The organism is Synechococcus sp. HJ21-Hayes (assembly GCF_024345835.1).
GTDB lineage: Bacteria > Cyanobacteriota > Cyanobacteriia > PCC-6307 > Cyanobiaceae > Vulcanococcus.
Genome location: NZ_JAGQBW010000003.1, coordinates 198,991 through 211,150 on the forward strand (window position 1 = coordinate 198,991; position 12,160 = coordinate 211,150).

Annotated in this window: 16 protein-coding genes and 1 riboswitch; of the genes, 9 read left to right on the top strand and 7 right to left on the bottom strand. The window is 62.7% G+C overall.

Annotated elements, in window-relative coordinates; genetic code table 11:
* Nucleotides 1-10 precede the first annotated feature (10 nt).
* Both KBZ14_RS04250 and KBZ14_RS04255 read left to right on the top strand, forming a co-directional pair.
* Nucleotides 11-580 carry a CIA30 family protein gene (locus KBZ14_RS04250; RefSeq protein WP_255117048.1) on the top strand — a complete coding sequence of 190 codons (570 nt, stop codon included), beginning with the start codon at nt 11-13 and terminating at the stop codon, nt 578-580.
* Nucleotides 581-600: 20 nt separating this feature from the next.
* On the top strand, nt 601-999 hold the full coding sequence (locus tag KBZ14_RS04255) for a DUF8659 family protein (RefSeq protein WP_255117049.1): 399 nt from the start codon (nt 601-603) through the stop codon (nt 997-999).
* Here the strand turns inward: KBZ14_RS04255 and ilvD are convergent, their stop codons facing one another.
* From ilvD to upp, 3 genes are read right to left on the bottom strand one after another with little or no spacing between them, the layout of a single operon-like run.
* A complete protein-coding gene (gene ilvD, locus KBZ14_RS04260; protein WP_255117050.1) occupies nt 1,000-2,676 on the bottom strand; it encodes a dihydroxy-acid dehydratase in 1,677 nt (558 codons plus the stop codon).
* Between the two features lie 46 nt (nt 2,677-2,722).
* Nucleotides 2,723-3,022 (bottom strand): hypothetical protein, encoded by a 300-nt coding sequence (locus KBZ14_RS04265; RefSeq protein ID WP_255117051.1) that lies wholly within the window; start codon nt 3,020-3,022, stop codon nt 2,723-2,725.
* Between the two features lie 19 nt (nt 3,023-3,041).
* Nucleotides 3,042-3,713 carry a uracil phosphoribosyltransferase gene (gene upp, locus KBZ14_RS04270; protein WP_255117052.1) on the bottom strand — a complete coding sequence of 224 codons (672 nt, stop codon included), beginning with the start codon at nt 3,711-3,713 and terminating at the stop codon, nt 3,042-3,044.
* A gap of 57 nt (nt 3,714-3,770) precedes the next feature.
* Here upp and KBZ14_RS04275 point away from each other — a divergent pair, with 57 nt between their 5' ends.
* The 3 genes from KBZ14_RS04275 to cobW all read left to right on the top strand — a co-directional run bounded on the left by KBZ14_RS04275 (nt 3,771) and on the right by cobW (nt 6,149).
* Nucleotides 3,771-4,268, top strand: coding sequence for a pentapeptide repeat-containing protein (locus tag KBZ14_RS04275; protein WP_255117053.1), 498 nt, complete (start codon nt 3,771-3,773; stop codon nt 4,266-4,268).
* A gap of 16 nt (nt 4,269-4,284) precedes the next feature.
* A riboswitch (cobalamin riboswitch) is annotated at nt 4,285-4,433 on the top strand.
* 23 nt (nt 4,434-4,456) lie between these two features.
* Nucleotides 4,457-5,083 (top strand): HupE/UreJ family protein, encoded by a 627-nt coding sequence (locus KBZ14_RS04280; RefSeq protein WP_255117054.1) that lies wholly within the window; start codon nt 4,457-4,459, stop codon nt 5,081-5,083.
* Between the two features lies 1 nt (nt 5,084).
* Complete coding sequence (gene cobW, locus KBZ14_RS04285; RefSeq protein ID WP_255117055.1) at nt 5,085-6,149, top strand: cobalamin biosynthesis protein CobW; 1,065 nt, start codon at nt 5,085-5,087, stop codon at nt 6,147-6,149.
* 14 nt (nt 6,150-6,163) lie between these two features.
* Here the strand turns inward: cobW and KBZ14_RS04290 are convergent, their stop codons facing one another.
* The gene (locus tag KBZ14_RS04290) at nt 6,164-6,481 is read right to left on the bottom strand and encodes a hypothetical protein (protein WP_255117056.1); all 318 of its coding nucleotides are present in this window, start codon (nt 6,479-6,481) and stop codon (nt 6,164-6,166) included.
* Between the two features lie 93 nt (nt 6,482-6,574).
* Here KBZ14_RS04290 and purS point away from each other — a divergent pair, with 93 nt between their 5' ends.
* A complete protein-coding gene (gene purS / locus KBZ14_RS04295) occupies nt 6,575-6,844 on the top strand; it encodes a phosphoribosylformylglycinamidine synthase subunit PurS (protein WP_255117057.1) in 270 nt (89 codons plus the stop codon).
* Nucleotides 6,845-6,847: 3 nt separating this feature from the next.
* Nucleotides 6,848-7,501: a phosphoribosylformylglycinamidine synthase subunit PurQ gene (gene purQ / locus KBZ14_RS04300; RefSeq protein ID WP_255117058.1), complete on the top strand. Its 654-nt coding sequence runs from the start codon at nt 6,848-6,850 to the stop codon at nt 7,499-7,501.
* A 61-nt stretch (nt 7,502-7,562) separates the two neighbouring features.
* Here the strand turns inward: purQ and KBZ14_RS04305 are convergent, their stop codons facing one another.
* Nucleotides 7,563-8,153: a peroxiredoxin gene (locus KBZ14_RS04305; protein ID WP_255117059.1), complete on the bottom strand. Its 591-nt coding sequence runs from the start codon at nt 8,151-8,153 to the stop codon at nt 7,563-7,565.
* 159 nt (nt 8,154-8,312) lie between these two features.
* Here KBZ14_RS04305 and KBZ14_RS04310 point away from each other — a divergent pair, with 159 nt between their 5' ends.
* Together KBZ14_RS04310 and KBZ14_RS15905 are read left to right on the top strand one after the other, a co-directional pair.
* Nucleotides 8,313-8,696: a hypothetical protein gene (locus tag KBZ14_RS04310; RefSeq protein ID WP_255117084.1), complete on the top strand. Its 384-nt coding sequence runs from the start codon at nt 8,313-8,315 to the stop codon at nt 8,694-8,696.
* Nucleotides 8,697-9,137: 441 nt separating this feature from the next.
* Nucleotides 9,138-9,326 carry a transposase gene (locus tag KBZ14_RS15905; protein WP_399210816.1) on the top strand — a complete coding sequence of 63 codons (189 nt, stop codon included), beginning with the start codon at nt 9,138-9,140 and terminating at the stop codon, nt 9,324-9,326.
* 342 nt (nt 9,327-9,668) lie between these two features.
* Here KBZ14_RS15905 and KBZ14_RS04315 read toward each other — a convergent pair whose 3' ends face one another.
* Both KBZ14_RS04315 and KBZ14_RS04320 read right to left on the bottom strand, forming a co-directional pair.
* Entirely contained in the window at nt 9,669-10,703 is a 1,035-nt protein-coding gene (locus KBZ14_RS04315; protein ID WP_255117060.1) for a VOC family protein, read from the bottom strand.
* A 160-nt stretch (nt 10,704-10,863) separates the two neighbouring features.
* Entirely contained in the window at nt 10,864-11,280 is a 417-nt protein-coding gene (locus tag KBZ14_RS04320; protein WP_255117061.1) for a VOC family protein, read from the bottom strand.
* Nucleotides 11,281-12,160: the final 880 nt, after the last annotated feature.

The window sequence follows — 12,160 nt, forward strand, 5'->3', positions numbered from 1 at the left end:
TGCCCTGCCGATGTCGCCTCTCTCTCCTGATCCTGCCCCGCTCCTGGTGGTGGCTGGCGATGGATTCAGCGGTTGGCACAGCCTCAACGACACGATCATGGGAGGCCGCAGCCAGGGGCAGTGCAGCGTCAGCTCCGAGGGCCTGGTGCTGGAGGCGGAGGTGGTGGAACAGGGCGGCGGCTTCGTGAGCTGCCGCTCGCCCCAGTTTGTTCCCCCTCTGGACCTGTCGGCCTACAGCGCTCTCCAGCTTGAGCTGCGGGGGGATGGCCGTCGCTACAAGTTGGCCGTGGCCTGCGCCGATGGCCTCGCCGGGTTAACCGAACTCATCCCTGGGGGCGTTCGCTGGGTGAGCGAGTTCGGCACCAATCCCACTGGGACGTCTCTGGTGACCCTGCCCCTCGATCAACTCAAGCCCAGTGTGCGGGCAAAACCCCTGGGGGTCCCCCTGCGCTTTGACCGGTCCCGAATCACGCGCTTGCAGGTGCTGCATTCCAAGTTCGGCGACGCCGGTGGGCTGAACCCCGGTTTTCGTCCTGGCCCGCTGCGCCTCGGGATCCGCTCCATCCGCGCCCTCCCCTGAACGCGCCCAGTCCTGACGTGATGGAAGACCTCGATCCAACCGGCCTGGCTCCGTTCATCGCCCAACTGGCCAAGGCGGCAGACCTGTGTCTGAAGCCCTATCGCCATGGCGTGCGACTCCACGGCCCCACCCCTGAACCGTTGGTTGATTGCAGCGATTGCTGCTTCCTGATCGAGGCGCGCGACGCCGAGGGTGTGCGCCAGGAACTCCACGATCTCGAACTGGAGATCTATCGCAGTGGCGCAGAACTCAACCTGATGCTCAGCCGCCGCGCCGATGAGCTGGCTCCCCTGCTGTGGCACGGGAGCCATGCGGTGTGGATGCGGGCAGAGAGTGGTGAGCGCTGTGAACGCCCGGAGAACGGCGCGGCGCTGGAGGCGCTGTGCCGCAGGATTCGGGCCCTGGTGGCTGGGGACTGATCAGAGATCCACCGGATCGGTGACCGCGCCCTTGCTGCTGCTGCTCACCAGACGGGCGTACTTGCCCAGGACGCCGGTCTTGTAGCGGGGCTCGGGCTTGGTCCAGGCGGCGCGGCGGCTAGCCAATTCGGCTGCGTCCACATTGAGTTGGATCAGCAGTTGGTTGGCATCCACGGTGATGCTGTCGCCTTCGTGGACCAGGCCAATCGTGCCGCCCACGGCGGCCTCGGGGGCCACGTGGCCCACCACCAGGCCAAAGGAACCACCCGAGAAGCGGCCATCGGTGATCAGCGCCACCGAGTCGAGCAGCCCCTGGCCCACGATCGCGGCGGTAGGGCTGAGCATCTCGCGCATGCCGGGGCCACCAACGGGACCCTCCTGGCGCACCACCACCACATCACCGGGGTTGATCTGTTTGTCGAGGATCGCGGCCAGGCAGGTTTCCTCGCTTTCGAACACCCGGGCCGGGCCGGTGATCACGGGATTCTTCACACCGCTGATCTTGGCCACGGCCCCCTCCTCGGCCAGGTTGCCCTTGAGGATCGCCAGGTGGCCCTTGGCATAGAGGGGATTGCTGAGGGGCCGGATCACGTCCTGCCCAGCGGGGGGCTCGGAGGGCACATCAGCGAGCACCTGCTTGAGGGTCTTGCCCTCGATGGTCTTGCAATCGCTGTGGAGCAAACCGGCATCGAGCAGCAGCTTCATGACCTGGGGGATGCCTCCGGCGTTGTGCAGGTCGACGGTCACGTAACGGCCGCTGGGCTTGAGGTCGCAAATCACCGGCACCCGTTGGCGGATGGTCTCGAAGTCGTCGATCGAGAGATCCACCCCTGCGGTGCGGGCCACGGCCAGCAGGTGCAGCACGGAGTTGGTGGAGCCGCCCACCGCCATGATCACAGCGATCGCGTTCTCAAAGGCCTCGCGGGTGAGCAGATCACGGGGGCAGATGTTCTGCTTGATCGCCTCAGCCAGCACTTCGGCGCTGCGGGCTGCACTGTCGGCCTTCTCGGGATCCTCGGCCGCCATGGTGGAGCTGTAGGGCAGGCTCAGGCCCAACACTTCGAAGGCGGCGCTCATGGTGTTGGCGGTGAACATGCCACCGCAGCTGCCAGCGCCGGGGCAGGCATTCTTCTCGATGGCAGTGAGCTCCTGCTCATCGATCTTGCCGCCACTGTATTGGCCCACTGCCTCAAAGGCGCTCACCACGGTGAGATCGCAGGCACCAAGTTTGCCGGGTTTGATTGTGCCGCCATACACAAAGATGGCGGGAATGTTCATGCGGGCCATGGCCAGCATGGCGCCGGGCATGTTCTTATCGCAACCGCCGATCGCCAGCAGGGCATCCATGCTCTGGCCGTTGCAGGCCGTCTCGATCGAATCGGCGATCACCTCCCGGCTCACAAGGGAATACTTCATCCCCTCGGTGCCCATGGAGATGCCGTCGCTCACCGTGATGGTGCCGAACAGTTGCGGCATCGCCCCGGCCGCATGGGCGGCCGCTTCCGCCCGTTGGGCCAGCTCGTTCAGGCCGAGGTTGCACGGGGTGATCGTGCTGTAGCCGTTGGCGATGCCGATGATCGGCTTGTTGAAATCGCTGTCGCCGAAGCCCACGGCCCGCAACATGGCGCGGTTGGGGGAGCGCTGGATCCCCTGGGTGATCGCGGCGGAGCGGAGCATGGGCGGCGATGGAGTCTGTCGGTAGGAACCTACCGACCGGCCCAGATCAGTTGGTGGTGCTCAGGCTCTCGAGCTGACGGCGCACGTCATCGATGGCTTGGTTGAGCTGGTGCACCTTGTCCTGGAGCTCGCTCTCCCGCACGGGGCGATTGCCCTCCACCGAATCGAGGGCCTCGGCATCATTGCCCTGCAGCTGAGACAGCCGCAGGTTGCGGAGCTGGCGCTGTCGCTGTTGCCGCCGCTCGGTCTCCGACAGGAGCCACCAGGCCAGACCAGCGGCGCCAAGCACGGCGCCGGCCAGGGTGCTGGCCAGAAAGCTGGAGCCGCTCTCGCCTCGGTTGGCCATCGCCACGGAAACTCTGCGATCAGCCTAAGGAGCTACCCCGTTCCAAGCCATACAGACGGTCACCGGCGTCACCGAGTCCCGGCACGATGCGATGGGCTGAATCGAGTTCGGCGTCAATGCAGCCGGTGTAGAGGGTGAGGTCACCGAAGCGTTCCCCCAGGGTTTTCAGTCCCGGAGCTGCGGCCAAGGCACTCACCACCCGCACGCGAGGTCCTGTGACGCCCTTGGCCTCTAGGCGCTCCAGCACCTGAATCAGCGTTCCCGCTGTGGCCACCATCGGGTCGAACACCAGCACCCCCGCATTGGCTGGGATCTGTTCAGGCAGGCTGTCGAGGTAGCAGTGCGCCACCCCGCTGGCCTCATCCCGCACAAACCCCATGTGGGCAACGGCGGCGTTGGGAACCACGGATCGGGATCCCTCCCACAGCCCCAGGCCAGCCCTGAGCACGGGAACGGCCAGCATCGGCACCGTGCCGTCCACCACCGTTCCCTCCGTGAGAGCGAGGGGGGTTTGCACCTGCACGCGCTGGTAAGGAATCCAGTCGCGCAGCGCTTCGTAGGTGAGCCAGCGGCCCAGCTCGGCCATGGCCGTGCTGAACAGGGCTGTTGGCGTCTGCTGATCCCGCAGCAGCGTGAGCCAGTGGCCAATCAAGGGATGGGGCGGCACCACCACCCGCAGGGTCTTGCTCATGGGGTCGCGTTGCGGCTTGCGGCTGCAATAACTTGAGCGGCCCAAGCTAGTTGTGCGGTGCTGCGCGTCCTCTCCCTGATCTTGGGTTTTGTGCTGGGCTGCACAGGGCTGTGGTGGGCTGAGCCTGCGGCCGCCATCACGGCACCGGAACTGCGGGGGCAGCGCAGTGTCCAGGATCTACAGCCCGACATGCATGGTCGCAACCTGCAGCAGCAGGAATTCCTCAAGGCCAAGCTGCAGGGCTTTGATTTCAGTGGTGCGGATCTGCGCGGTGCCGTGTTCAACACAGCGGACCTGCAGGAGGCCAACCTCCGCGACGCCGACCTTGAGGACGTTGTGGCCTTTGCCAGCCGCTTTGATCGCGCCAACCTCAGCGGCGCTGTGCTCCGCAACGCCATGCTGATGAACAGCAAATTCAGCGCTGCCGTGATCGACGGGGCCGATTTCACTGACGCCGTGCTCGATCTGCCCCAGCAGAAGGCCCTCTGCGCCCGGGCCTCCGGCAGCAATCCACGAACTGGCGTCACCACCCGCGACAGCCTGGCTTGCCGCTGACAGGGAGCGACTAGATTCCGGTTCCGGTTCTGCTGGTGATTCAGCCAGTGGAGGAAACGGGGAAAGTCCGGTGTGAGTCCGGCGCTGTCCCGCAGCTGTGATGGATCCCGCGGCCCCGGCCCCGGCTATCCCAGTCAGAACGCCCGCCGGCCCTACCCCACCATCCCTGGCGCGGACCAGTTCATCGGATGCCCAATCTTTCTCAGGCAGGCCCAAGGGCCGCCGTTCTTGCCGCTAGCGGCCTCGGTGTGATCGGCGTGCCCCTGGTGCTGGCGGCGCCCGCTCTGGCCCACCACCCCATGGAGGCCATGGGGCTTGAGCCCTCGCTATTGACCGGCTTGTTGAGTGGTCTGGCGCACCCGCTGCTGGGGCCCGATCACCTGGTGTTTCTGCTGGCCCTCGGGCTTGTGGGCCTGCACAGGCCCCTCCGCTGGGTGTTGGGTCTTCTCACGGCCGGCCTGGTGGGTAGCGGCCTCGGTCTGGTGCTGCCCGGTCTCCCGGGAGCCGAGGCACTGGTGGCCCTGTCCTTGGTGGTCACCGGGCTGGTGTTGATGCAACGCCTGCCCTCGGCGTTGTTGCTGCCAGCCTTTGCTCTGCACGGCTATGTGCTGAGTGGTTCGGTGTTCGGCTGGGAAAGTACCCCGATTGCGGCCTACCTGTTGGGCCTGTTGCTCAGCCAAAGCCTCCTGATGCTGACGGCCCTCACCGTGGTGCGGCGCTGGGCAACAACTCTTACCGCGGCCAACCTGCGCTTGGCGGCGGGTCTGCTCATGGGCGCTGGTACTGCCTTCGCCTGGTCGGCTTTGGTGGCCTGAGATGAGCACCAACAACCTGGCGCGCCTGCCGGTCACCGTGGTGACCGGGTTCCTTGGTGCCGGTAAATCCACACTCCTGCGCCAGTTGCTGCTCCACAGCGGCCTGCGTCTGGCGGTTCTGGTGAATGAATTCGGGGAGGTGGGGATCGATGGCGATCTGATCCGCAGCTGCGGGTTTTGCCCAGAGGAGGAGGCTGAGAGCCGCGTGGTGGAGTTGGCGAACGGTTGTCTCTGCTGCACCGTCCAGGATGAGTTCCTGCCCACCATGCAGACCCTGCTGCAGCGGGCTGACCAGCTGGACGGCATCGTGGTCGAGACGAGTGGCCTGGCCCTGCCCCTTCCCCTGGTCCAGGCCTTCCAGTGGCCTGAGATCCGCACCCGTACCCGGGTGACCGGCGTGGTGACCGTGGTGGATGGGGAGGCGTTGGCTGCTGGCAGCGTCGTGGGCGATCCCGCAGCCCTGCAGGCCCAGCAGCAGGCCGATCCAAGTCTGGATCACCTCGCCGATCTCGACGATCTGTTTAGCGACCAGTTGCAGGCCGCCGACCTCGTACTGGTGAGTCGCGGTGACCTGCTGGATGACAACCAGCTGGCTGTCGTGCGGGGGCGGTTGCAGGCCGGGCTGCGGCCAGGGGTGGAGGTGCTGCCGATGCAGCGGGGTTCGATTCCTGCGGCGCTGCTGTTCGGCCTCGATCGTGAAGCCGGGCCCCACGATCACGACCACCATGACCATGAGCACGACCATGAGCATCACGACCACAGCCATGTGGCGATGCAGTCGGCGTCGCTGCGTCTGAACGGCAGGTTCGACCGTGCAGCCCTGGAGTTGGCGCTGCGCCAGCAGATTGAGCGGCAGTCGCTGTTACGGCTGAAGGGCCGTGCCTGGTTTGCCGGTAAGGCCCATCCCCTCCAGATCCAGGCTGTGGGACCGCGGCTGGAGTGCTGGTTTGACCCTCACACCCCTGCACAAGCCACCCCGCCCGAGCCAGGCTTGGACGTGGTAGCCCTGGGTCTGAGCCTGGATGCGTCGGCTCTCCACCAGGCCCTGTCCGCCCTGCTGGCCTAAAGCGTGGCTGGGGCCTAGTCGAGGGGGATCTCCCCCCTCGCACACACGCCGTCCCAACAGAGGGCCTGCTCCTGGTTCCACGCCGGCATCACAGCCCGCGTGCTGCCTCCACCAGCGCGCAGGCTCACGGATCCGCGACCATCGCTGCGGAATTCAAACCGCTCCGGGCCCACATCGAGCCACCAGTGGGTCCCCAGCTGCTCGATGGTCATGGTGCAGGCTTGCCAGGGGCCAGCGGCCAGGCGGCATTCCAGGGGAACGCGCATGGGCTGGGCTCCAACTGGCGGCAGGGGGAGTGCCACGGCAAGGAGAAGGGTGAGGCGCGCGTCCATGGCCTCGCTGGCAGGGCCTACCTCCAACCTGACCAGCGGCAAGGGCGGGTGGGACTCGGCCTGCCAAGATTTAACAATCCTCGTGGAGCTCAGGTGCCCGTCTTCTCCGCCCGTGTTCTGGTCTCACTGAGGCCATCGGTGCTCGATCCCGCCGGTGAGGCCACCCGTGCAGCGGCGGCCCGTCTTGGCGTCGATGGGGTCACCAAGCTGCGGATTGGCAAGGCTGTGGATCTCGAGATCGAAGCTGCGGATGCTGCCAGTGCCCGCCAGCAACTGGAACGACTCAGTGATCGCCTGCTGGCCAACCCCGTGATTGAGAACTGGACCCTCGAGCTCCAGGACACCGCCGCCCAGGAGGCTTGATCCATGGCCATCGGGGTGGTGGTGTTTCCCGGTTCCAACTGCGATCGGGACGTGCAATGGGCGGCCGAGGGCTGCCTGGGCATTCAGACCCGCTTTCTCTGGCATGAGGAGAGGGATCTCTCAGGGCTGGATGCGGTGGTGATTCCCGGTGGCTTCAGCTACGGCGATTACCTGCGCTGTGGAGCGATTGCCCGCTTCGCTCCCGTGTTGCAGGAGGTGGTGCAGTTCGCCGAGCAGGGAGGCCGCGTGCTGGGGATTTGTAACGGCTTTCAGGTGCTCACCGAAATTGGACTGCTTCCTGGAGCCCTCACCCGCAATCACAAGCTGCACTTTGTCTGTGAACCAGCGGAACTCACCGTTGAACCGGGAGGCTGCAGCTGGCTGCAGGGTTACAGCAGTGGCGAGGTGGTGACCTTTCCCATCGCCCATGGCGAGGGGCGCTATCAGGCCGAGGCCGACACGCTCAAGAGCCTCGAGGATGGTGGCCAGGTGGCCTTCCGTTACTGCCGCAACCCCAACGGGTCCATGGCTGATGTGGCGGGTCTCACCAACCGCAACGGCAATGTGCTTGGCCTGATGCCGCACCCAGAACGGGCCTGTGATGCGGCCACCGGTGGGGTGGATGGTCGGCGGCTCCTGGCCAGCCTGCTCGGTTGAGTGGTGGCAAAAAAAAGGGGCCCTGAGGGCCCCTCTGCACACCAGTGGCTGAGCTGAAGGCTCAGTTCACAGCCGCGAAGAACTCCTTGCTCTTGACGGGGTCAGGGTTCATGGTCTTGTCGCCGGGGGTCCAGTTGGCGGGGCACACCTCGTCGGGGTTGTTGCGAATGTGCTGGAAGGCCTGAAGCAGGCGCAGGGTCTCGTCGACGCTGCGGCCCACGGGCAGATTGTTGATGGTGCTCTGCATGATCACACCATCGGGGTCGATGATGAACAGGCCGCGCAGGGCCACACCGGCATCCTCATCGAGCACCTCGTAGGCACGGGCGATGTCCTTCTTGAGGTCGGCCACCAGGGGATAGGCGATATCGCCCAGACCACCGTTCTTGCGATCGGTCTGCACCCAGGCCAGGTGGCTGAACTGGCTGTCCACGGACACGCCCAGCACCTCGCAGTTGCGGCTGGAGAAATCGCTGTAGCGATCGGAGAAAGCGGTGATCTCCGTGGGGCACACGAAGGTGAAGTCCAGGGGATAGAAGAACAGCACCACATACTTGCCGCGGTACTGGGACAGGGTCACCTCCTTGAACTCCTGGTCCACCACAGCGGTGGCGGTGAAGTCGGGAGCTTGCAGGCCAACGAGCCGGGACATAGTCACAGAAAATGGAGGTGTTGAAGCACCGGAGCAACGCTTTCGAGCAGGCTTCTCGAAGGCGGATCGACTACCAGTTGCTGTGGCAACAATTTATCACGCTTTCGCGGACTGCTGTTGCCGCCATAGGCTGGTTGTACTCGTCAATGCCTCACGCCAATGGCCTGGGATCCGGCCCTGCTGCGCAAATACAACACCACAGGTCATTTCCGCCTGTTGAATCAGGTGCGCAGCGAGCTCAAGGACAAGCCGCTGCAACGCACCACACGATCCACGTCGGCACGCAATGCCAGCGCCGGTCCCCGCCCCCAAGCCCCCAGCACCACGGCCTCCCAGCGGGAACCACGCTCCGAGCCCAGGTCCGAAGCTCGCGGCCTGGGTGTCACACGCCGCCGGTCCAGCTCCTTCACGCCGGTGGATTTCCCTGTTGTGCCGTTGCTGATTGATCCCTTACTGGATCAGCATGGTTTTGAGCCAGCCATGGACGACGACTCCGACGCGACATCCTTCCGGGATCGCCTCGGGGCCGTCGACATGCGCTGAAGCGATCAGATTGCTTCATGCCTTAACCCGCCGTCGACGGTGGGTTGAGGCAGCTTGGTGCCGGTTGAGCTTGTGATATTCGGGGACCCAGTGCACGGTCTCCACGGTGGCACCCGTACAGAACAGGGCATTGCCGGGGATGGCAGGTGCAGGTACGGGCCCATGGGCACGCCTCAGAGCACCAGAACCAGCTGGAACGCGGAGGTGATCGCCATCTTTCCTGGCAGTCACCGGTACGCCTGCCAACAGGTTCCAGAGAAACAGGAGGCGATCACAAGGTGACCGAGGCTGATGTTGTCCGTGAGGCTCTGATCGAGTGGGGCGCTGCGGTCTTCCAGCAGTGCCTGCAGCTCTGATTGCAGTTCAGATGTGAACGGCTAGAGGCCTTTGCTGCTGAAGCACTGGATTTCATCCAGCGGCGCGATCAATCCCCTCCGCGCAGTGATCTGTGCCGATCCGATTGACCGAACAAGGGCCAACCGCGCGTTCTGTCAGCTCCATGGGATTTGCCTGAGTGGTCCACGCCTTGGTCGATCCAACAGCGACCTTCAGCTGGCAGCAGAAGCTACGCGACAATCTGCCGATGATCAGCATCGGCAAAATGCCGTTGAAGACAAGATCGGCGGTTGAAAACGTAGGTGTGGCCTAGGGCTGATAGGCGACAAGCTTGCTCACACCCAGGGATCAGTACTCTCACAGATCTTGCTGCTGATGAACCTTGAGCAGCTGTTGGAGCTCCTTGTGATCTTGATGACGTTCTGGCTATAGCTATTGAACGCTAATGCAGAACCCGAAAGGACGTGCAAGAGGCACCAAGGCTTTCAGACAGCTTCCGTCTGAAGATCATTCAGCGGAGAGCCGGAGTGACGGTTTTTTTGCGTGCCGAAGAATGACGCCCACTTTCTCAGGAGGTGCCAAGTGGAAGGGATGCGTTCGCGGGCGTTGCAATAAGCGGTCAGTCGGAATCGTGCCTTAAACTGAAGAGCCATTAAAAATAGATTGATACTCCTTGTCTCCATTGGTTGTCAATTCAAACCAGTTACCCTCAGCATCGCCAATAAGGCAACTTGCTTCGGAGGAAGATTCCTGAATCTCGCCAACAGTAATCTCACCGTATTGGGCGCCACTGGCGAGGGCTCGATCGCGAATGGCGCGAAGATCAGCTACGTCAGCGACATTAAGGACCCAGCGTACATCACTATGCATAGGAACTGAATTCGGTACAGGTATTCCTAGGCTAACAACAGCAAAATTTGCCACACCCGTAGCATCGCTATTCCCAGCAAATAAAATGGCTTGGGGAATGTATTGGACGGTATTCAGGCCAAGGACATCGCGTAGCAGTCCCCGCTCCCGCTCAATCTCTATTGCCTTCATCGTTCCGTGGGTCAGGTCGCCGTCGCCGAGAATGCAATCAGGAGCACTCTTTGGCTTGACTCGCTTGGCTTTGGAAGTCAGGGTGCCGCCAGGCGTGATCGCTCGATCCATGGAGTCGCCGCGGGAAAATATCCCCGCATTGTCGTAACCATGCACGACATACTGAACCTCCCACCAGTTTTGATCAGCATCGATCGAATAAAATCCATGGGCGCCATGGGCGCCATGGGCCTTGGTGATCGGCATGATCTTGATCAAACCCAATTCTTCTTGGCGTTCCTTAAATGCCTCATAAATGCGATCAACCTCGTCGCTTGAATCTACATCAAAACCCCAATGGTTGCACATGCGGTGTGGTGTGACAATCTCACTGACTTGCCTGACATCAAGGACAATGAAGTCGTCACTGCCATTGTCCATAGCCGCTTTTGCATAGCGGTCGCGTATCAGTAGGTGATCATCACCATGTCGTACACATTCAAATCCGAATGCCTCCTCGTAAAAGTGGCGAGCACGGTCAAGATCCGTAGAGACCAGTGTGCCGGAAAGCATTTTTAATGGCTTTGTCTCGGCAAGAGGTGCCAAAGAATCATCATGGCTTTGTTCCATTGAGGACTGCGTCACGGCCATTGACGTACCAGGCGAAGGAGAAGACACTGATGATTTAACTGGTGACGGGCTTGTAGTGCCAGTGACCCAGCCAACCGGCGGGAGGCTGGCCAAGGGCCCTGCCCTTGTTTCTGCTGCCTCGTGGAGCAGAAAACACCTGGGATGAACGATGAACCGCTCACTAGCTTTCCTGCGTGACTGTTAGACCAATCTCTTGGCCGTAGGACAGTTCCAGCGTATGACCGTCAGGATCTCGCAAAAAAGCCCAATAGCCAATGGGATAGCCAGAATCCTTAGGTTCTTCCAGCAATAGCCCAGCCTGGCGAGCCTTGTCGCACAACATGTCCACGGCCTCCCGGCTCTTGCAGCCAATGCCAAGATGGGCTAGGGGGGAGAGAACTGGCTGCACAGAAGAGGCTTGAATCAAAACAATCACAAACGGTCGCGTATGGTCAGACAACCAGACAACCTCAGCCCCTGTTTCCCTATCAATGCGCCGATGCACCACTTGCATTTCAGCGTAGGTTGCATAGAATTCAATGCTGCGTCCAATATCTGAAGCGGGTAAGGCGACGTGGGTAAGTCCAATGTCAAGCACGGTCAGCTCCCCTGGCTTGGTTGATGACAGTTTAATCCTGGAAGCAATTGAGGGGAGTTTACCTTTGTCCGGCGTTGACTATTGTTTATCTGCGGCGGCGGTGGCCATTGGAATCTGGTGGTGGGCTGCGATCCCAAGATCCAGCAGTTTTTGATTCACTACCTCTACGGAGAAGCCGATTTGGTGGCAGGCGGGTTGGGGCGCACAACGCTGAGCAGCGGCACAGGCTTGCGATAGTCACTCAAGACCTGGGGAGTCCGCTGGCAGGCCGCTGGATTCAGATCAATCCCTAAAAGGGGGGAGCTGTTGGGGGTGGCAATCACCAAGCCCCCAGGGCTCCCTAAGCGTTTGCTCAGAATGTGCTTGGTGCAGTCGCCACTCCTCCCAGCGCCAGCATCCCTCTAGTGGGCGTCCACACCCAGCTGGGCATCTTTGGGCCCAGTGCCACGCGTTCTTCATGCTCCATCGCTGCCGGATCAGGCGCAGCAGGGCTTCTGGTAGGGTCCGCCCGCCGGTGATGTAGACGCAGTCGACTGGAGGTCATACCGGTGCCGCGTCTCTCCGCGCTGTCCCTTCCGGGTCGTGGTGGTGGTGTTCATGTCCACCCATCAGATGTGGACCGGTGATGTGGTGGTTGAGCTCAACAAAGGGCGTCGCAAGCCCCAGCTCCAGTCCATGCCTGCCGTCTTCGGAGCGGAGGTGCTGTTTCCGGGGTCCACGTCAGCCGCTGAGACTGTGGTTCCCGCAACTGAGCTGCAGCGCCTGTCGCAAGCGGTTCGATCCAGGAGAGATAATGAAAGAATCCACCTGACGAGGGTCGCATGGGCTATGCGACTGGCAACGGTGCTCCCGCTCCCCTGAGGGATCAGAGCAGGAGCCC